The 20166-nt window shown below is 64.1% G+C and carries 12 protein-coding genes; 4 read left to right on the top strand and 8 right to left on the bottom strand.

Translation table 11 applies throughout. The features are described 5' to 3' along the window. Positions 1–147 precede the first annotated feature (147 nt). From HMPREF7215_RS13595 to HMPREF7215_RS05820, 3 genes are read left to right on the top strand one after another with little or no spacing between them, the layout of a single operon-like run. On the top strand, positions 148–1125 hold the full coding sequence (locus tag HMPREF7215_RS13595; protein ID WP_009164785.1) for an ABC transporter substrate-binding protein: 978 nt from the start codon (positions 148–150) through the stop codon (positions 1123–1125). A 36-nt stretch (positions 1126–1161) separates the two neighbouring features. Then, positions 1162–2064: an ABC transporter permease gene (locus HMPREF7215_RS13590; RefSeq protein ID WP_009164784.1), complete on the top strand. Its 903-nt coding sequence runs from the start codon at positions 1162–1164 to the stop codon at positions 2062–2064. Next, positions 2045–3232 (top strand): quaternary amine ABC transporter ATP-binding protein, encoded by a 1188-nt coding sequence (locus HMPREF7215_RS05820; protein ID WP_009164783.1) that lies wholly within the window; start codon positions 2045–2047, stop codon positions 3230–3232. The genes HMPREF7215_RS13590 and HMPREF7215_RS05820 overlap by 20 nt, the downstream gene beginning before the upstream one ends. A gap of 201 nt (positions 3233–3433) precedes the next feature. On the opposite strand, the gene pbpC is transcribed toward HMPREF7215_RS05820, so the two are convergent. The 7 genes from pbpC to HMPREF7215_RS05780 form a co-directional block, all read right to left on the bottom strand. Next, entirely contained in the window at positions 3434–5671 is a 2238-nt protein-coding gene (gene pbpC, locus HMPREF7215_RS05815) for a penicillin-binding protein 1C (protein ID WP_009164782.1), read from the bottom strand. Positions 5672–5683: 12 nt separating this feature from the next. Beyond that, entirely contained in the window at positions 5684–10954 is a 5271-nt protein-coding gene (locus tag HMPREF7215_RS05810) for an alpha-2-macroglobulin family protein (protein ID WP_009164781.1), read from the bottom strand. 36 nt (positions 10955–10990) lie between these two features. After that, entirely contained in the window at positions 10991–12271 is a 1281-nt protein-coding gene (locus HMPREF7215_RS05805; RefSeq protein WP_009164780.1) for a TFIIB-type zinc ribbon-containing protein, read from the bottom strand. A 48-nt stretch (positions 12272–12319) separates the two neighbouring features. Then, positions 12320–13675, bottom strand: a complete 1356-nt coding sequence (locus HMPREF7215_RS05800) for an SPFH domain-containing protein (protein WP_009164779.1) — start codon at positions 13673–13675, stop codon at positions 12320–12322. A gap of 339 nt (positions 13676–14014) precedes the next feature. Beyond that, entirely contained in the window at positions 14015–15685 is a 1671-nt protein-coding gene (locus HMPREF7215_RS05790) for a hypothetical protein (protein ID WP_009164776.1), read from the bottom strand. Positions 15686–15701: 16 nt separating this feature from the next. Further along, positions 15702–16832 (bottom strand): hypothetical protein, encoded by a 1131-nt coding sequence (locus HMPREF7215_RS05785; protein WP_009164775.1) that lies wholly within the window; start codon positions 16830–16832, stop codon positions 15702–15704. A gap of 23 nt (positions 16833–16855) precedes the next feature. Beyond that, the gene (locus HMPREF7215_RS05780) at positions 16856–18190 is read right to left on the bottom strand and encodes a hypothetical protein (protein ID WP_156797448.1); all 1335 of its coding nucleotides are present in this window, start codon (positions 18188–18190) and stop codon (positions 16856–16858) included. A 246-nt stretch (positions 18191–18436) separates the two neighbouring features. On the opposite strand from HMPREF7215_RS05780, the gene HMPREF7215_RS05775 reads away from it, so the two are divergent. Next, the gene (locus tag HMPREF7215_RS05775) at positions 18437–19048 is read left to right on the top strand and encodes a response regulator transcription factor (protein WP_009164773.1); all 612 of its coding nucleotides are present in this window, start codon (positions 18437–18439) and stop codon (positions 19046–19048) included. Between the two features lie 34 nt (positions 19049–19082). On the opposite strand, the gene HMPREF7215_RS13585 is transcribed toward HMPREF7215_RS05775, so the two are convergent. Further along, a partial coding sequence (locus HMPREF7215_RS13585; protein WP_009164772.1) for a sensor histidine kinase occupies positions 19083–20166 on the bottom strand: 1084 nt, incomplete at its 5' end.

Here is a 20166-nt window from a genome sequence, read left to right as displayed (position 1 = left end):
GGGCGACGGGACGAAGCCATTTTTTCGGAGAGTGACGCGCTTCTTCGCGAACTCCTGGGCGCTGGGGAGGGGCCGCTTTCGGGGCGGTCTGTCTCCCGTCGCCATCGGCGCTCCGGAGGATCCGAAACCCATGAAAAGGAGGACATCATGAAAAAGACGACAAGATCGCTGCTGCTCTTGGCAATGCTCCTGCCGTGTGTGTCGGCGGGATGCGCCGCCGGCGGCACTGCGACGGGGAAAGAGAAAACCGCTCTCACATTCGCCGACGTGGGCTGGGATTCCATCAAACTGAACAACGCGTTGGCCGGATTGATCGCGGAAAAAGTTTTCGGGTACACGTGGCAGGAAACGCCGGGTTCCACGCCGATCTCCCATGAGGCCCTGCTGAAGGGAGAAATCGACATTCACATGGAGGAATGGACCACCAACATTCGGTCTTACGCTCCGGACCTGCAGGCTGGCCGTTTCACCGAACTGGGCGTGAACTTCGACGATAACCGCCAGGGCTTTTACATTCCCAAGTACGTGGCCGACCGCTGTCCCGATCTGAAGAGCGTAAAAGATCTGGCCCGCTATGCCGAACTGTTCCCCGACCCGGAGGATGCCTCGAAGGGCATCATTTACGGCGGTATCGTTGGCTGGGAGATCACGGAGATCATGAACAAAAAAATAGCGGCCTACGGGCTGGACAAGAGTTACAACTATTTCGCCAGCGGCAGCGACGCTGTGCTCATCGCGGCGATGGTCTCCGCCTGGGACAAGAAGGCGCCGATCGTGGCCTATTACTGGGAACCCACGTGGCTGCTGGGAAAATACGATTTCGTCCTTCTCGAAGACGAGCCGTACGACGCCGAACGCTATCACGAGGGATACGGCGCCTGCCCTTCGGTCACGGTGACGGTGGCGGTGAGCAATGACTTTGCCGCGTCGAATCCGGAATTCTGCGCGTTTCTTGCCAAATTCGAGATGAGTTCCGCGATGATCAGCGAAGCTTTAGCCTATATGAACACCACCAATGCCGGCTACGAAGAGGCCGCGGAGTGGCTGTTGACGAAGTCGCATCCCGAACTGCTGGATCGATGGCTCTCGCCCGAACAGGCGGCAAAGGTGAGGGCGGCTCTGTGACAGCGCCGCTTTGTGCGTTCCGAAAGGGGGTAGATCATGGATTGGCTGTTCACATTCCCGGAATTCTTCAAACTGAACACGACGGCGGTCGACACGACGGTGCGTTCTTTCGCCGTGAACGCCGAAACCTTTCTTGACCTGATCAAAGGCGGGCTCAACAGCTTCGTGAGCCTTGTCCTGCTGTGCCTGAGGCACGTGCCGTGGCCGCTCTTCCTGCTGCTGGTCGCGCTCCTGGTCTGGCGCGCCCGCCGGAGTCTCCGCAGCGGCGTCCTGTACGCCGCGCTGGTCGCCGCCATCGGCTTCGCCGGACTGTGGCAGATGATGCTGGTGACGCTGTCCGTCGTGCTGGCCAGCGTGATGATCGCCCTTGTGATCGGCATTCCGATCGGGATCCTGATCTCCGGTTCCGATCTGGCGAATAAAATGCTCCGCCCCGTTTTGGACACCATGCAGACGATGCCGGTGTTCGTCTATCTGATCCCCGCGCTGCTGTTGTTCGGGACGGGCAACGCCTCGGGCGTGATCGCCACGGTCATTTACGCCGTCGTTCCGGTCATCCGCCTCACCAGTCTGGGGATCCGCCAGGTGGACAAAGAGGTGGTGGAAGCCGCCAGGGCCTTCGGCTCCACACGGTGGCAAACGCTGTTCAAGGTGCAGATCCCCCAGGCCAAACCGACGATCATGGCGGGCGTCAACCAGACTCTGATGATGGCCATGGCCATGGTGGTCACGACTTCGATGATCGGCGTGCGCGGGCTCGGCATGGAAGTCTTGAATGCCGTCAACCGGATCGAGATCGGGCGCGGGCTCGTGGCTGGAAGCTGCGTCGTCGTCCTGGCGATCGTGCTCGATCGGGTGACGCAGGGGATGAGCTCCGGAAAAGGTGCGGACAGTCCCAATGGAGACGGAGGACAGGCCCATGACAGCCCTTCGAAATGACGTGATCCTGAGGATGGAGCACGTGACCAAGCTCTATGGTCCGAACTGCGCGGAAGTATCCAAGATGATGTCGGCGGGGGCCGACAAGGATACGGTTTACAAAAAAACGGGGTGTACCGTCGCTTTGTGGGATGTCAGCCTGGAGGTTTTCAAGGGGAGCATTTTCGTGATCATCGGCCTTTCGGGATCGGGAAAATCGACGGCGGTACGCTGTTTCAACAGACTGACGACGCCGACGAGCGGAAAGGTCCTCTTCGAGGGGCGCGATATTCAGTCGATGAGCCGCAGGGAGCTGCTGAACCTGCGCCGCGAAAAGATAGCGATGGTCTTTCAGTCGTTCGGGCTGATGAGCCACAGAGACGTCCTGGGAAACGTCACCTACGGCCTGGAGGTGAAAGGGCTCGGGCGCGAAGACCGCGAACGCCTCGCCAAAGCGAGCATTTCCATGGTGGGACTCGACGGCTGGGAACATCAGCCGTGCGAGCGGCTCTCCGGCGGGATGCGCCAGCGGGTCGGCATCGCCCGGGCGCTGGTCAGCGATCCCGAAGTGCTGCTGATGGACGAGCCGTTTTCCGCGCTGGATCCTCTGGTGCGCCGGGACATGCAGTTCGAACTGCTGCAGATCCAGCGGAAACTGAAAAAGACGATCGTCTTCATCACGCACGACATCGACGAAGCCTTCAAGATGGGGGACAGGGTCTGCATCATGAAGGACGGGAAAGTCGTTCAGATCGGCACGCCGGAACAACTGAGCACGCAGCCTGCCGACGAGTACGTGCGGAACTTCGTCAACAGCGCGGACAAGACGAAAGTGGTGTCGGTGCGCAACATCATGATCACGCCGTCCAGCATCGTCCGCCTGGACAACAGCGTGGATTACGCCATCCATGAGATGCGGATGAACGGTTTGTCTTCCGTTTTCGTGATCGACCATGATCTGCGCCTGTCAGGGATCCTCTCGATCAGGGAGGCGATCGAGGCGCGCCGGCAGGGGCAGCCGATCGCTCAGGCGCTCTGCCGGAACGTGCAGACCGCGACGCCCGATACGCTGATCGCAGACGCCATCTCCCTCGCGGCGGAAGCGCCGTTCCCCATCGCCGTTGTCGACGAGGAGGGGGTTTTGCTCGGCATCGTCACCAAGGCCAGCATCCTGTCCTCTCTGATGTGACGCTATTTTCTCGATAAAGGGCCGCTCTCGGCAAACCAATGCTTTTTATCAAGAAATAGTATGATACGGTTCTTCGATGTTTGTTGCGGAGCCGCTTAATTTAAAAAGGGGCTGCCTCTTTCCCGCGCGCGAGCGCGAGAAGAGGCAGCCCCTTTTTTTTGTTGAGAGGAAATTTTTTTGAGCGAAAGCGACCGGCGCGGGTCAGTCGAGCGGCGCCAGGTCGGGGAGCTGTCGGCCGGGATTGTCGTCCAGCGTGTAGACCGAGAAGAAGATCGCTTTCTGCCGCCCCAGCGAGTCGGTCACGGAAAGCCGGTGACGTCCCGGCGCCATCGGCCAGAGGCAGGGACGGTCCGCCGTGCCGCGGCCGGCGTATCTGCCGTCGACGAACCAGAAGAACTCGCCGGTGCCTTCGGCGCGGAAGACCAGCTTGGCGTCTTCCTCGTGCATCAGGTAAGCGGCGTCGGCCAGCGGCGAGGCGACCGTCAGCTCGGTCCGCTTTTCGCGCGCGCTTTCCATGTAGACGGACAGCTCCTGCGGCCAGACGACCACCACTTTGCCCTGTTCGAGCTGGTGCATGGGGCAGACGCCGGACGGCGAGACGCCGGGAATGAAATATTCCCTGACGGTGCGCGGGCAAAGGTCAGTGGGCGGCAGTCCCGAAAGCGAGCAGACTTCGCGCTGCGCCACGCCGGCCGGCGGCGCGCCGAATCCTCCCGGCGGCAGGGCGCGGAACGCTTTCAGCACGGCGGGCGCGGCCGCGCCGAGGCCGACGAGTTCGGGATGCGGTTCGCCGCGCGGATCCCCCAGCCACACGACCAGCGACCAGCGGTCGTTCCAGCCGGCCGTCCAGGCGTCGCGCAGGCCGTAGGAGGTACCGGTCTTGAAGGCGATCTGCCCGCGCGACGGATCGACGGATCGCAGCAGCGTCGGCATCCGCGCCGGATCGGCGAGGACGTTGGTGGTGATCCAGGCGCTTTCGGCGGAATAGACGTCGCGTTCCGAAAGCGGCTCTTTTTCGACGAAGCGGCTCTCGATCAGCCGTCCGCGGCGCGCCAGCGCGGTGACGGCGCGGGCGAGCTGGAGCGGCGACACTTCGCAGCCGCCCAGCACGAGCGAGTCGCCGTAGTGCGCGGCGCTCTGCGTCAGCGCCGCGAAGCCGAGATTGCGCAGTTTCTGCAGCAGGCGTTCGCCGCCTTCCGCGCGCAGGATGCGCACGGCGGGGACGTTGAGCGAATCGACCAGCGCGTTGGCGGCGCTGACGGGGCCGCGATAGATGCGGTCGAAGTTGCGCGGCGCGCGTCCCGAAAGCGTCAGCGGCGTGTCGGCCATCAGCGAGGCGGGCGTGAGCGCGCCGTCCTCGAAGGCCATGGCGTAGGCGAACGGTTTCAGCGCCGAGCCGGGCGAACGCAAAGACGAGGCGCAGTCCACCCAGCCGGCGGGAGCGCCCTTCATGCCCCAGCGGGCGTTGGGCACATAGGCGCGCACGGCGCCGGTGGCGTTCTCGATCAGCACGCCGGCCGCCGTGACGGCGTCGTCCTGCGAGGCCAGCGCGTCGAGTAGCGCGGCGCGGAGGATCTTTTGCGCGTTGCGGTCGAGCGTGGACGTGATGTCCTTTTCCTCCGTGAGACTGATGACTTTCTGGCAGGAGACCCACTCGTCGGCCGGCAGCGGCGAGAGCTCTTCCGGCAGCGGTTCGGCCATGGCGGAGCGCGCCTGCCAGTCGGTGATCTTGCCGCGCTCGCGCAGCAACGAAATAGCCCAGTCGCGCCGCTGCCGCGCCGCTTTCGGATGCAGGTCGGGGCGGTAAGCGGTCGGCCCTTTGACCATCACGGCCAGCAGCGCCGCCTGCGCGATGGTGAGGTCGCGGGCCGAGCGCCGGAACCATGCCAGCGAGGCCGCCTCGACGCCGCGCAGGTTGCTGCCGAGGGGGATCATGTTCAGGTAGATCTGGAGGATCTCCTCTTTCGATTTGATCTTTTCCAGCTGAGTCGCCTGGGCGAACTCGCGCAGTTTGGTTTTCAGATTGCGTTCGGCCGGCCAGCAGAGGCGGATCACCTGACTGGTGATCGTCGAGGCGCCGGAGCGCACCTTTCCGGCCAGAAGATTGTCCCTGGCGGCGCGCAAAACGCCCCGCCAGTCCACGCCGCCGTGCGACCAGAAACGACGGTCCTCCACTTCGACGGCGACGAGCGGCATCCAGCGCCCCATTTCAGAAAGAAGGACGGGGAGACAAAACTCCCCGTCCTCCGACATGGTCACGCTGAGCATCGTCCCCTTGCGGTCGCGGACGACCGTGGAGCGGGGCCAGGACGAGAGGCGCGTCTCGATCGGCTCGAGCCGGCCGAGACGGTTCCAATAGCGCCAACCGGCCGCGGCGGCCGCAAGCGACGCGCAGAGGAACAATCCTCCCGTCCAAAGCGTGAGCTTATGAAATTTCATCGGGATAAACGCTTACTGGATCGTCACCGTTTCGGATTTGCCGAGGTAACCGATGCCCTTGTTGCCCAGAGCCTCGACGGAGATCGGCGGTACGGAGAACGTGCCGCGGTAGACGGCGCGGAGCGGCAGTTTCCATTCGAAGTTCTTGCCCTGCCCGTCGATGTGGAGCAGCAGACGGTCGAAGCGCAGGTCGGAGCGGACGGAGTAGCCTTCGCCGGCGGTCATTTCGCCGGCGCTGACCGCTTCGAATCCGGCGGGCAGCAGCGCGCTCAGCCGCAGCGCCGCGGGACGCGACGTGGCCGTGACCTTGATCTTCATGGCCGCTTCCTGGCCGAAGGCGATGGAGGACAGATTGAGAACTTCGCCCGACTTGGCGTCGACGAAGCTGCGCTCCACGCGCAGGCCGCGGCTGTAACTGCGCGGCTCCTTGTCGGGCACGCCGCTGGCGGTCCAGGAGTACCAGATCGAACCGGCGCCGCGGGCCTCGAGCTTCATGGTCCCGCCCTTGCCGCCCCGCCAGATCGCGGGCTTGCCGTCAAAGACCGCCACCTCGTTGCCGTCGGCGTCGAACAGTTTGGCCGTGACGGGGCCGGGGACGACGTGAGTCGAGAACACGCCGAGCGCCATGATCATGCTGCCGGCGTCGCGGGCGTTGCGGCGTCCGCTGCCCTTGGCCAGTTCCGCGGCGATGCGGGCCGCGAGATCGCGGCTGGGCGCTCCGCCGGGTTCGATGGCGTCAAGCGCCAGCATCCTGAATCCGGCTTCGGGCAGCGACAGCTTGGCGTCGGCCGAAGAGGATTCCGAACCGGCCAGCGCCTGGGCTTTTTCCTGATCGCCGGCGAGGGCGTAGCTGGCGGCCAGCAGCGCGCGGCCGGAACCGCTCAGGTCGCCGATGCGCTCCTCGAGCCAGTTCATCCAGCCCAGCGGCGCTTCGCCGCCCTGCGCGAGCACATACGCGCCGTAGGCGCGGGCGTTCATGGCTTCGCGAACGTTCTTCTCCGGCAGCGGCTCGGCCATGTAGCGACGCAGCCACTGCGTTCCGGCGTTCAGGCCGGACGGGTCGATGACGCCGGCGGCTTTGACGGCCGTCAGCAGGTGCAGGGCGGCCACCGAGCCCCAGGCGTCGGTGCCGTCGCCGCGCCAGGCGCTCCACGAGCCGTCGTAGAGCTGGTAGCTCGCCAGACCGGCGAGGACGGTGTTCATGGCGATGCGGTTCTCGATCGGGTTGACCAGATCCTGATCTTCGTCGCTGAGCAGGCTGGGCATGTTCAGCGTGATCCAGCCGCGCGAGACGAGACGGTCAAGGCCAAAGCCCCACGTATCGACCGTCTCGAGCAGCGAGACCGCGTCGACCACGGGCGCGCCGGAGATGGTCAGCGTCAGGCTGCCCGTGCCGGGGTACCAGTCGTCGGGCAGGACGACCTCGGTCGAACCTTCGCCGGCGCTGCCGCCGCCGACCACGGAAGTCAGCGGCCAGCCGGGACGGATGGCAAGGCCGGTTTCGGACGCATAATCGCGGCCGCCCAGCGAGACGGAAGCCTTCAAAGCGCCGTGTTCGCTGGCGCTGCGAGCCGTCAGCGTAGGGATCAGCGACGTCAGTTCGAGACGCTTGTTGGCCGTCAGCGCGATCGTATCCTTCCACTCGCTTTGGCCGTTGAAGTTCAAGTCGAGCCCTTCCGCGGGAGTCACGACGGCGGAGGCGCTGCCGCCCTGTTCGGCGGTGACGTTCAGCGCCGCCTGGAGCTGGTCGCCGGGCGCGGCGAAGCGGGGCAGCGTCAGGTCGATGACCACGGGGCGGGCGATCTTCGACTCGCTTTCGGCGCGTCCCAGAGCCACGCCGTCGACAGCGATCGCTTCGACGCGAAGTGCGCCGGCGAACTCGGGCACCTGCGTGGTGATCTCCGCCGCGCCGTCCTTCAGCTCGACGGCGGGCAGCCAGATCGACAGCGGCTTGTAATCGGAAGCGCGGACCGGCGACATCATGTCGGCGTTGGCCATTAGTTTGGCACGGTACATCTCGGCGTCGTCGCCGCCAGCAGGGTGGAGCAGCGCCGTGCCGCGGGCCTCGATCGGCAGCAGCGAGTCGTAGATGTCGCACATCTTGCCGTCCATGCCGCGGCGGCGCGTGAAGTACTTCCATGGATCGGCGTTGTCGCTGCCGCTCAAAAGCAGGATACCGCGATCGACGAGGGCGACGGACACGGTCCCCTTGGCGGGCTGTCCCTTGGCGTCGGTGACGCGGATTTTGGCGCTGAACACGCCGGGTTCCGCCTTGGCGGGCGCCTCGACGGAGACGTTCAGACGGCGGTCGCTGAGGTCGAGCTTGAGCGGCAGAGCGCCCAGCGCGCGGTACGGCGGCTTGGTGTCGACGCTTTCAGGACGAACGACCTGGATCGTGATCCAGCCGTTGGGAAGCAGCTCTTCGGTGACGGGCACGTCGACGGTCATTTCTTTGTCGGTCATGTCGAAAGATTTGATCGTCATGGGCCGGTCGCTGCCGACGGCGAGAATGGCGCGTCCGGCAAAAGGCGACTTGACGGTGATCTGCGCGCTGGCGCCGGGCAGATAGCTTTCCTTGTCGGACTTCAGCTCGACGCGGTCGGGCATGACGGCGCCCATGGAAGCGGAGCCGGTCCAGTTTTCCCACGCCCAGAGGCGCAGCGAGGCGCGTCCATCGGCGTGAGTGAAGGTCAGGCGGTATTCGCCCTCGTCCTTGGGCGTGAAGACGTATTTGCCCTTGCCGTTCAACGTGACCTTGTCCGTGACGGGCTCGGAGAACTCTTCCTGCCAGGTCATGCGGCTGCCGCTGTCGTCGCTGACCATCACGTAGCGGCTGGTGACCTTGCTGATCTCGACGGCCACTTCGCCCAGGTTTACGGGCTTGTCGTCCGGATCGACGGCGACGAGGCCGATCTCGGCGGAGCTGTTGGGACGGACTTCGGCCTTGGGCGCCATCACGCCGATCAGCGCTTTGGTGGGATAGATCGGCACCGAAACCGTGCTGCCGGTCCAGCGGCCGTTGGCCTCCATGACGTTGAGACGCAGATGGGCGCGGACGATCGAAGGGGCGTTCAGGTCCTCCTCGGGCGTCCAGACGGCCTGGGCGGCGCCGTTCTCGTCGAGCTCTCCGCTGGCGATCTGGCCGGAAGAGCGCCCGGCGTCCTTGCCCATTTCGGAGCCGAAGACGTAGCCGGGGTTCGCCCCGGAGACGTAGGCTTCGGGAACGGTGGTGTAATCGAGTTCCCAGGCCAGTCCGGCGCCGCTGCCGCCGAAGAGGTAGCGGGCGCTGAGTTCGAGCGTGGCTTCCTGCCCGGGATAAAGCGCCTTGGGCGCCTGAAGCTTCGTTTCGATCTGAGGCGGACGGAACTCCTCGATCTGCACGGCGCGTTCGGCGACGACGGTCTTCGTGCCGGGAACGGTCAGCCGCAGCGAATAGGAGCCGCTGTCGACCGTCGCCGGGATCGGCACGGAAACGACGCCCGTGCCGTCGGCGTCAAGCTTCATAACGCCGGAAGCCAGGTCGATGCCGCGGGCGCTCAGAGACCAGTTCAGCGGGAACTCGCCGGGCAAGTCGAGCACGGTGCTGCGCACGATCGCCTCGGCCTCGAGGGTCTCGCCGGGCTGCCAGAGGGCGCGCGGCAGGATCCACATGCCGTCGTAGGCGTCGTTCCACGGCGCGCCGGAGATATCGACGTCGCGTCCCGAAAGCTGATTGACGCCGAGCTTGACGAACGACAGGCGCCCTTCCTTTTCAACGGTGACCAGCGAAGGCTGAAGGTCGTCCTGCCAGCCTTCGGCGACGCCGAAAGAAACCAGGCCGTCGGCATCCGTCGTTCCGTTCAGGAGCAGCTGATTTTTGCTGGAGTAAACTTTCACTTCGGCTCCGGCCAGCGGCTTGCTGTCCGAGATCGAATTGGCCCAGATCTGCAGGCCGCGCTTGTACATGCGCGCCGACAGCGCCGTGTCGGTGATGGTGAGGAGCATTCTGGCGCTGTCCCACGTGGAGGGATCTCCGTTTTTGGCCTCGATCAGGTAGACGCCTTCGCCTTCGCAGCCGAGGCCGGCCAGATCGAGGGCGCGGCGCGCGGTCTCGTTGACCATGCCGCCGACGGCGTATTTCTTGGAACCGAGGGGCTTGGCCCAGCTGGTGAAGCTGCCCTCGTCGCCAAGATCGAGCGCGGCGATCGGCACGTTGTTGTTGTAAAGCCGCCACGCCGAAACTTCGAGCGTTCCGATGTTGGCGCTCTCCACGGCGACGCGCGGCGCTTCCGCGGGCGTGAGGAACATGCCGGCGGCGGGGAAGCGCACGAAGGAGGGCATGTCGGGGAAGATGAATGCTTTGGTGAAATCTTTGGCCATCGGTTGGGCGTCCTGTCCGGTCAATCCCTTGCGGATCGTCAGCGTGACGCGGCTGCGGGGCGCGAAATCGCCCTCGATGTTGAAGCCGTCGTAACTGCTGGTCAGCGTGAAGGGAACGGCGGGAGACAGCTCGATGAATCCTTTGGCCTTGGCCAGATCGACGCTGTTGTTCAGGCCGACGCGGATACGCCCGCGGCCGGATTCGTTCATGAAAGCGTTGGAATCGGTCACCAGCGTTTCGGTGGACACGTTCAACGTCGCTTCGAGCCCGCCTGCCTGCGGCAGGTCGCCCTTGTCGGGCAGCAGGCCGCCCTCGACGAGGACTTTGACGCTCTTGCCGTAGATGGAACTGGTGCGGACGATGATCTCTTTGGCCGGTGTCGCGCCCTGAATGTTGTAGCTCACGGAGTTGCCGGCGGCGTTGAAAATTTTCAGGAAACCGCGCAGACGCACGGGCGAGACTTCGGCGTTGAAGTCGAGGCGCAGCGTCAGCTCGCGGTCGGGCGACGTGCCGATGATGGTCACGCGGTCGAAACTGAGCGCCGGGCGGTGGAACGTGAAGCTCTGACGCCCGGCGACCAGCGCGCCGCCGGCGGTGCGGAGCCCGCCGGGGCCGAAGTCGGCGTCATAGCGCGTGGCCGGCTGCAGATTGGCGGACGGCGTGAAGACCAGCTGATTCGTCTTCACCCACTTGGCCGTGCCGGCCAACGCCGGACGGAACTTGAGCGGCACCGCGCCGCCCGTGAGGGGCTTGTTCAGCTGGTTGCTTTTCACCACGTCGCCGCTGAAGACGACGGTGAACTGAGGGCGGTTGGCCGTCACTTCGCCCTCGGGGGAGAAGCTTTTGACGGTCACCTCGTTGGCTGCCCAGCCCGCGCCGGCGAGAATCAGGCCGCACAGCAGGGCGCTGAAAATTTTGCGCATGGAAAGACCTCCTTCAAAGATTTTATGATGCGGATTTTATGATGCGGAAAACGAGCTTACGACTGAACGGAAGCCCGTTTGACACCAAGAATGTTCCACGTGGAACATTTTCAGCCGACGTGCGAAATCCTCCGGCAAAGCGGCGGTCGACCGCGTCGAATCGAACGTCCGTGCCGGGCCTTGGAAGGACGACCGCACGGCCGACGGCGCCGATCTTTTGTTGATGAAGTACCAGGCGCCGCCGATGACCGCGGCGGTCAGAAGCACGGCGACGGCGACGCGGAGCGCCGAGATCGGCGACTTGCCGCCGACCCGTCCGGTCTGCCCGTTGACCATGAAGTTGTAGACCTTGCCGTTGTAGCGGAACGACGACAGCCATACCGGCAGCAGCAGGTACTTGAACTTGAGGTCGTCGTAACTGGTCTGCACGTTGACGTTGGCGACCGCGTCGGCGCGGCATTCGGAGCGGATCTTCCGTTCGATCTGGCTTTCCAGATGACGGTCGATCTCTTCCCGTCCCTGGTCCCAGCCGTCGTTGAGTCCGAGCGAGTAGCGCTCGGCGGCGTAGCCGGCCAGGTATCGCGGGTTATAAGCCACGTTGGCCTCGGTGTCGAACGGCAGGATCTCGTTCAGGATCGAGGCGTCGTGGCGCGTCGTGGCGAGCACGGTGTGGTCGTTGACGAACTCGCTGTAATCGCCGGAAGTGTAGTACCAGTCCGTGACCGTGCGGGTCTTGCCGTCGGCCTCCCTGACCGTGCGGTAGATGCCGTAGCGTCCGTCGTACTCGGATTCGGTCTGCGTGTCGAACGTCCAGTAAGGCAGATAAACGCCGTGGAACGCGTCGGGGCGCGCCTTCTGCTTGGCCAGCGACGGGCAGAACAGTTTGCCGGCGATCCAGCGCTTGAAATTCGCGCCGGCGGTCTTCTTGTCGATCGTGAACGGGCAGACGCCGCCGGGAGCCATGGTGTCGTCGTCCCGTACTTCCATGACCTGGTTGGAGCCGCAGTAAGGGCATTCATTGGCGACTTCGAGCGCGTCGTAGATCGTCTCCGCGCCGCAGGACTCGCAGAGGACCCGTTTCTTGGCGGCGCCCCAGTCGTGGCTGGCGCGGTCTTCGGCGTCTTCGAAGTCGATCTCGCGGGCGGCCTCGCCGGCCGCGATCTCTTCGGCGTATTCGCAGTAGGGGCATTTCATGCCGCCCGTGGCGGGGTCGAACTCCATGACGCCGCCGCACTGCGGGCATTTCTTGTCGGTCTCGTCCTTGGTTTGGACCCGTACAGGTTCCTGCTCGTCCTGAAAGGCCGTTTTTTCTTCCATGAAGTTTTCTCCTTTCGAGCGCGATGCGGAAACTTCGCGGAAAATTCTTTATCTGGCGACGTTGTCGTTTTCGTCGAAGGGATCGCCGCACTCGGGGCAGAACTTGGGCGGATGATGGGGATCCCTGGGTTCCCAGCCGCACTTGTCGCACTTGTAGAGAGGTTCGCCGGCGGGCTTTCTGGCGCCGCATTCGGGGCAGAACTTGCCCTTGTTGACGTGGCCGCAGGTCGGGCAGGTCCAGCCTTCGGCCGAAGCCGGAGCGGGCTGGGGCGCGCCGCATTCGGAGCAGAATTTGCCGCGGTTGTCCCCGTGCCCGCACTTGGAGCACTTCCATCCGGCGGCGGGAGCGGGCGCCGCGGTCTGCGCGGGCTCGGCGGCCGCCTGAGCGGCCTTTTGCTGCGCGCTCATGGCGAACAGGTTGGCCGCGTTCATGCCGCCGGCTTGAGACGCCATGTTCATGCCCGCGAAGGCGAACATCGGCCCGGTGGCCGTGTTGGAGGCGGCGGCGCGCATGGCGTCGGCCTGCGCCTGGCCGAGATGGGCGGCCATCATCTCGGGATTGCGGAGCACCGCGCCCATCTGCAGGTCTTTGATCCGTTTCTCGTCCTCGGCGGACGCCTTGACGGAGTTGATGCCGAAGGCCACGATTTCGATGCCGCGCAGCGCGCCCCACTGCTCGGAGAGCAGGTCGTTGAGCGTCTTGGCCATTTCCATGGTGTGAGCCGGCAGCGAGCTGTAACGCACGCCCATCTCGGAAATCCTGGCGAACGCCGGCTGAAGCGCCGTCAGCAGCTCGGTCTTGAGCTGGCTGTCGATCTGATCGCGCGTGTAAACTTCGTTCACGTTGCCGCAGACGTTGGCGTAGAACAGCATCGGATTGGTGATGCGGTAGGAATATTCGCCGTTGCAGCGGATGTCGATCTCCACGTCGAGGCCGATGTTCTTGTCGACAACGCGGAACGGAACGGGGTTGGCCGTGCCGTAACGGTTGCCCATGATCTCCTTGGTGTTGAAGTAATAGACGCGCTGCTCCTTGGGCGCTTCGCCGCCGAAGGAAATGCGCTTGCCGATGGTCTTGAAGCTTTCCTTGAGGCCGTGCCCGAGGCCGCCGGAGAAGATGCTCGGCTCGCTGGACGTGTCGTAGACGAACTCGCCCGGTTCGGCGCAGAGTTCGACGACTTTTCCCTGATCGACGACGATCATGCACTGGCCGTCGGCCACGGAGATGATCGAGCCGTTGCTGATGATGTTGTCGCCGCCCTTGTTGTTGCCGCGCTTGCCCTTGCGTTTGTAGCCGCGTTCGACGAGCACGTCGCGTTCCATCGCGTCGCAGTAAAAGTACTCGCGCCACTGGTCGGAAAGCACGTCTCCCATGGCGCCGCCGATCGCTTTGAAAAGTCCCATTCTCAGCACCCCTCTCAGATTTCTTTCTCAAGTTTTCCCGAGAAATTATTCTTTATTAACATCATCGTAAGATTAACATAAAAAGCCGTTTCATGCACGGGATTTTTGTCGGCTTTCGAGGCTTTTCCGCTCAAAACGCGCGTGGAAAAAAAGACAGCCTGACCGACGTTCTTGCCGCCATCATAAGCGCGCCGCCGCGAAAAGGCATCACCCGAAGGGGTGAAAGTCGCGGCGCGGACGAACGCGGCGCGGCGGAAAGACTTTTTCCCGTCCCGCGCGGGACAACGAAAAACGCCCCGCGAAACGTTTCGGTTTCGCGGGGCGGGAAGAACCGTCCCCTCACTGGAGCGTGAACGGCAGTTTTTTGTAGATCACGACGACGCCGCCGGAAAAGCCGCGCGTCAGTTTCCCGTCTTCGAACTTGAGCTCCGCCTGGGCGAGCGGACTCTTGAGACTGAACGTGTAAACGCCGCCCTCGTTCTTCCACGCGCCGCAGTCGCGCCCGTCCGCGAAGACCGCGCCGTCGGAGCGGATCCAGATGGGGCGGGCGTTGGCGCGATAGTTGTCGCTGGCGATGCCCTTGGGCATCTCTTCGCCGTTTTTCGTCACGCGTGCGGGCTCCCAGCGGCCGATGACCGGTTCGCTCTCGGCCGCCGCCGCTTCGGCGGCCAGCAGCTCGCCCATGAAGACCGACTTGAAGCGGCGCTCTTCGCCCTGACGCGCGTAGATCACGCGCGCGCCGTCGGCGGCGAGGTTTTCGATATGCGCGCCGCGCAGGACGAACTGGCAGTTTTCGAACGTCATGACGAAGCGGTTGTTTTCGAGCTTCCACGAGCCGAACTTCCTGCCGTCGAACAGCGTGCCGTCGGGGCGCACGGAAAGCGGCTGCAGCGGAACGCGGGCCAGCCGGGCGGCGCGCTCGAGCTCGTCGCCCATGGCGTCCGTGCCGCCGGCGATCAGTTCCACCGGCGTCCATTCGCCGACGGCGACGGCGAGCAGCTCGGGATCGCTGGGGAACTCGTTGGGCAGCTTGCGGAAGACGAAGTGATAGCCGTCGGCGTCGCGGAAGTTGACGAGGCCGTTGTTCTCGACCCAGAGACGGCCGCTGAGGTCGCCGAGCGTGTAGCCGCCTTTGTCGTTTGGCTTCCACGTCTCGTCGCGCGGCTCGAAGCGGTAGGTGCCGTCCGTGCTGAAGGTGACGGTGCGCAGGCGGCCGGCGGCGGCTTCTTCCATTTCGGCGCCGGTCAGCGTGCGTCCGTTCACGCGCAGCTCGTCGGGGACCCACGTGCCGGCCAGTTTGCCGACGGCGACCAGGCGCGTCACCGCGGCGGCGTCTTTCTGCTCCTGCGCCTGGCGGCGGATGGCGGCGAAGCGCGCGTGGTAGCGTTTGGCGGGGCCGTCGGCAAAGGCAACGCTTTGCAGCATGGCCATGATTTCCACGTCGGGGAGGATGCCCTTGCGCAGCAGCTCGCCGATCTGTTCGGGCTTCAGCGCCGTCTGCGCATCGGGGCCGAGCAGCGGACGCTCCAGGATGGAGATGTTCATGGCGTCGCGGAATTCGTTGCCGGCCGGTTCTTCCTTGCGGGGCCAGTCGGCCCACAGGATCATGTCGTACTGCGTGCCGGGGACGCGCTTGTCCTGATATTTCGACGGCGTTACATAGAACTGGAAGGGAACGTCGTCGATTACCAGGGATTGCAGCGGCGCGCCCGCCTTTTCCGCGGCGGCGGCGATCTTCCGCTGAAACTCTTCGGGCGAGTGGGAGTAGAGGATCTCCTGCGAGAAGCGCAGCGTCTTGGTGGTGATCCTGCCGGTCGGGGCCTTGAAGTCGAGCCAGCGGTCGGTGTCGAACGTGCCTTTCTTCCAGCCCTGCGGAAGCAGGAGCGTGGCGATCTTGCCCCGGTATTCGCCGCCCGACTGGATCACTTCGGCCACGGTGACGGCGCTACTCGCCGCGGCCGAACCTGCGGCAAGGAGCAGCGACAGAACGAGCGCGCGCGAGATTTTCATTTTTTGTGCCTCCCCTTTAATATTTCATCGTGTGCCAGCCCGGCGAGCCGCCGTAGGCGACGTCGAGGTGCGCGACGGCGTCGTTCCAGATGCGGCGCAGCTCGGTCAGGCTTTTGCGCAGGCGGCGCGTGTAGACGGGACCGCCGCCGCTGGTGACGGAATCTCCCGTATTGAAGGCGGTTGTGGCGACGTTCTTCCAGGTGCGCAGGCTGCCGCCGATTGTGTCGCCTTTGTTCAGGTATTCGATGATCGTCAGCGCTCCGTCGAGCAGATCGAAAGTGTGGAGCAGGATCTTTTCGTCGGCGTCGACGAGGTGCTGGATCTCGGCGTAACCGGGCAGTTTCAGCACGGCTTCTTTCGCCTGGTTGAACGCGGCGTGAGCTTTCTCCCATTCTTTCTTGAGCGCTTCGAACATGCTTTTCTGCTCGTTCAGTTTCGAATCGCTGCAGGCGACAATCTGCGCGTCGAGGACGCGGATCTCGTTCTCGAAGTAAGGCTGGGCGCGCAGATTTTTATGCGCGTATTCGTTCAGGCCGGCGTAGATGACGACGTCGGCGAAATCGACGTTCCAGGGATAGGGACCGCTCGCTTTCACGCCCTTCAGATCGACGTTGTTCTTCAGCTTTTGGGCGGCTTCGACGAACTTGCGGTAGGCGGCGTCGTAGCCGTTCATGTGCCCTTTGTAGGTCGGCCCCATCTCTTCGAACCACTGGAAGGAGTCGTCCAGTTTCTTGGCGCGGATGACGGCCGAATTGGCGAGGAGGATGACGAACATGTCGCGGAACGTGGTGCGGCGGAGGGCGGTATCGTTGTAGCGCTGAAAAGCGTCGGCCGTCTCCCGGCAACGTTGGATCTCCGCCGGCGTGCCGATGAAATTCAGCGCGGGCGAGAGCGTCGTCGGCGAATACATGTAACTCACGTACTGTTTCAGCTTGGCGACGCGATCGGGGTAGAGAAAGGCGTCGCCCTTGACGAGCATGGCGCGGACGCTGAGTTCCTGCGCGATGGAGTTTTTGCAGAACGCGAAGTCATATACGACCGGTTTTTCTTCGCCCGTTCTCGTCGCCGGTTCCTGCGCGGCGGCGGGCAGCGCGGCGCTCAGGCAGAAGATCAGAACGGCGGTCAGCCTTTTTGCGGAAGGAAACATTTTTCTTCAGCTCCTCTCGGGGATTAAAAGCGCGGCTGGTAATCGTAAACGTACCAGCGCCCGCCGCCTGAGCGGCGCAGACGGTGCGGATGCGGCGAGCCGACGACTTTGCCGTTTTCGTTCCAGGCGCGGGTCTCGACGACGGCTTCTTCGATCTTCGTGCCGCTGACTTTGTTCAGGGTTTCTTTCTGACCGGCGTCGAGGAAGAAGTTCTCCAGGTCGTTTTTGTCGTCGAAGCCTTTCAGCACGCTGATCTTCGCCTGGCCGAAGGTGACGTGCACGTACTCGCCGTGGAAGCGCCCCTGATGCAGGTCCCAGTGGTAGCGAAGCAGTTCTTGGCCGGTGTCTTCCTTGTAGCAGTCGGGATAGATGCACTCGCGGTAAAGGTCGTAGTTCTTTTCCTTGATGGCGGTGACGTAGATCTCCATCAGCCGTTCGGGGGAGACGTCCGCGGGAACGGCCGTGACGCTGTACCAGCTTTCCTTCCTCTTCGCCACGATGTCCTCGCCGGCGAACGCGCCGCTTGCCTCGCCGTCCGGCGTATGATAGGCCATGACGTGGTCGGGAACGTACAGGGCCACGGGCGTGACCACCCAGCCGTACTGGAAGCCGCCGACTTTTTTCTCGCCGGCTTCGGGGATCTCGGCGGTGATGTCGGTGATTTTGCCGAGCACGGTCCAGCTTTTCGCCTCTTCGAGTTCGGTGTCCACCTGGCGGCGGAAGCGTTTGGCGGCCTCGTAAGGCCCGAGCCAGGCGCGGCTGCCGATGTCGACGAAGTAGTAGCCGGCGGACGGTTTGCCGGTGAAAACGTACTCGCCGGTCGCGCCATAGAACTGGTGCTGCGGATACTGCACGTCGTCGAGCACGACGTATTTGCCTTCTAGGTCGCTGACGGCGGTCTGCTTGGCGTCGGGCGCGGGGAAGGGCTTGTCGATCAGCGTGTCGCGATATTCGGCGAGCTTTTCGTCCCACGCTTTTTTACCCAGAGCGGCGATCTCGCGGCGCAGTTTTTCTTCCGTCTGCAGGTAAGCCGTCATCTCGGGGGTGATTTCCATGAAGTCCCCCTTGCTCTTCATCAGCGCGCTTTTGGTGCGCTGGAACAGCTCTTCGATCTGGGGATCGTCGGGGTACTGGAGCTTGAGCGCCTGCACGCGGCTGAGCGCGTCCTGTTTGCCGCGCCAGACCATCTTTTCGCCGCCGCGCTGGCGTTCCACCTCTTTCTCGAACTCGCGCACGTAGTATTCGGCCTGTCCGATCAGGTGCTCCTTGCTGGTCGCGCCCGCGGGCGCGGCGCTCAGCGCGCCCACGCAGACGGCCGCGGCGGTGAAGAGCAGCAGCGATTTCCTTTTCGTGTTCATTCGCCGTGAGACCTCCTCGTAATGGATTGGATAAATGTCAAGATTTATAATCTTAACAAATTTTGTGCTAAATATGTTATCATGAACGAATTGAAAAATCACCCTGCATAAATTTTTGAACTCTGATAAAATAGCTTTCAGAGAAGCGATTCGATTTTTTCCGTCGCGTTGTGTCACAAGACGCAACGGGCGCCGCGGCGTGCGGCGCGGCGGGGAAAATGACGGACGCGGGCGGAGGCGAGGAAGATGACCCGGATCATGATCGTCGAGGATCAGACCATGGTGCGCGACGCGCTGAGAAACAGCCTGGACGGCATCGAGGATTTCAGCGTCATCGCCGCCATTGCCGACGCGGCGCTGGCGGAACTGTACTGCGAGAGGACGTCTCCCGATCTGGTGCTGATGGACGTGTGCACGGAGAACGATTCCAGCGGGCTGGACGCGGCGGCGGCGATCAAAAAACGCTTCCCGCGGGTGCGCGTGGTGATGATGACGGGGCTGCCGGAGGTGACGTTCGTCGAACGGGCCCGCGAGGCGGGAGCCGACAGCTTCGTCTACAAGGATCTGGACGTGAACGGCCTGGCCGGCGTGATCCGCGACACCTGCGCGGGCAAAAGCGTCTATCCGGGACGACGCGAGGAAGTTCTCAACTTCGGCGAACTGACGCGGCGCGAACGGGAAGTGCTGACGCTGATCTGCGACGGGCTGTCGCGCCGGGAGATCGCCGAAAGGCTGAACATCACGATCAACTCGGTGAAGACGCATTTCTCGAACATCCTCTCGAAAACGGGCTACGAGAGCGTCGCCAAGCTGGCGATCTTCGCCGTGTCCAACGGTTTCATCAACACGAAAATATAGGACGGAAGCTCCGGAACGGCCGGAGCTTCTTTTTTTATGCCTCGCGCTCTTCCGGCGGCAGTTTTACGGTCACGGTGAAGCGCGGCGAAGTTGCGATCTCCAGCGTGCCTTCCGCTTCGGCGGCGAGGCGGCGCATGCCGGCGAGCCCCTGGTTTTCCCGCAGCGGAGCGGCGGCGTCGTAGGCCGTTCCGTCGTTGACGACGCGCATGACCAGCCCCCGCGCGTTCCGTTCGAGGCGCGCGGCGACGCGGGCGGCTCCCGCGTGCTTGACGGCGTTGGTCGACGCTTCGCGCAGGATCTTGATCAGTACCGCGGCCTGCCGCTCGTCGCAGGGAAGTCGGCCTTCCACGGTCAGCTCGACGCCGATGAAGCCGAACGACCGCTGCAGGTCGGCCAGCAGCCGCGCGGCGGGCGCCGTGACGTCGGCGCGCAGGTCGTCGATCAGGCCGGAGATGAGCGGCAGAAAGCGTCCGAGATCGCGGAGATTCTCGCCGCCGCGCTGCAGGTACTGCTGCATCAGATAGATGCGGTGTCCCGCCATGTCGTGGATGCGGCTCTGCAGGCGCGCCAGCTCCTGCTCCCGCTTGACGGCGGCGAGCGCCGCTCCGGCTTCGCGCAGCTCTTCGGCGCGCGCGGCCAATTCTTCGTGAAGCTTTTGCAGCTCGCGCGTGAGCCGGTCGGTCTCGGTCACGTCGGCGGCGAAGATCGCGCTGAACGCGCGCCCTTTCACGTCGAGCAGGCGGCGCGAAAATTCCCACGACTGGCCGCCGGCGCGGAACAGCAGCGCGTCCGCGAGCGTGATCCGCTCGACGCCCTCGCGAAGAGCGCCGCCGTTCAGCGCCTGCCAGAACGCCTCGCCGTCGCGCAGCGGCCGGGCCGTGAGCGTCTCGGCGAGAAGCATCATCTGCCGGTTGGCCAGCACGGGGCGTCCGGCGGGATCGCTGAACAAAATCCCGTCCGGCAGCCGGTCGAGCGCTTCCTTGATCGACGCGCGCGTGACGGAACGGCGGCGTTCGCGCCGCTCGCGCGCGTCGCGCCATGCGGCTCGCAGCGCGAAGAACAGCAGCCCGAGGACGAACAGCGGCGCGAAAAAGCGCGCGCGGTCGAAGCAGGGCAGC

Source organism: Pyramidobacter piscolens W5455 (assembly GCF_000177335.1).
GTDB classification, from domain to species: Bacteria; Synergistota; Synergistia; order Synergistales; family Dethiosulfovibrionaceae; genus Pyramidobacter; species Pyramidobacter piscolens.
The sequence above is the reverse complement of the archived record's forward strand: the minus strand, read 5'-3'. Positions and strand labels throughout refer to the sequence as shown.

What these genes read in the sequence shown, in the direction of transcription:
- HMPREF7215_RS05780 (WP_156797448.1), bottom strand. Translation starts at nt 18,190, where the DNA reads ATGAACACGAAAAGGAAATCGCTGCTGCTCTTCACCGCCGCGGCCGTC.
- HMPREF7215_RS05785 (WP_009164775.1), bottom strand. Translation starts at nt 16,832, where the DNA reads ATGTTTCCTTCCGCAAAAAGGCTGACCGCCGTTCTGATCTTCTGCCTG.
- HMPREF7215_RS05805 (WP_009164780.1), bottom strand. Translation starts at nt 12,271, where the DNA reads ATGGAAGAAAAAACGGCCTTTCAGGACGAGCAGGAACCTGTACGGGTC.
- HMPREF7215_RS05810 (WP_009164781.1), bottom strand. Translation starts at nt 10,954, where the DNA reads ATGCGCAAAATTTTCAGCGCCCTGCTGTGCGGCCTGATTCTCGCCGGC.
- HMPREF7215_RS13595 (WP_009164785.1), top strand. Translation starts at nt 148, where the DNA reads ATGAAAAAGACGACAAGATCGCTGCTGCTCTTGGCAATGCTCCTGCCG.
- HMPREF7215_RS13590 (WP_009164784.1), top strand. Translation starts at nt 1,162, where the DNA reads ATGGATTGGCTGTTCACATTCCCGGAATTCTTCAAACTGAACACGACG.
- HMPREF7215_RS05800 (WP_009164779.1), bottom strand. Translation starts at nt 13,675, where the DNA reads ATGGGACTTTTCAAAGCGATCGGCGGCGCCATGGGAGACGTGCTTTCC.
- pbpC (WP_009164782.1), bottom strand. Translation starts at nt 5,671, where the DNA reads ATGAAATTTCATAAGCTCACGCTTTGGACGGGAGGATTGTTCCTCTGC.
- HMPREF7215_RS05775 (WP_009164773.1), top strand. Translation starts at nt 18,437, where the DNA reads ATGACCCGGATCATGATCGTCGAGGATCAGACCATGGTGCGCGACGCG.
- HMPREF7215_RS05790 (WP_009164776.1), bottom strand. Translation starts at nt 15,685, where the DNA reads ATGAAAATCTCGCGCGCGCTCGTTCTGTCGCTGCTCCTTGCCGCAGGT.
- HMPREF7215_RS05820 (WP_009164783.1), top strand. Translation starts at nt 2,045, where the DNA reads ATGACAGCCCTTCGAAATGACGTGATCCTGAGGATGGAGCACGTGACC.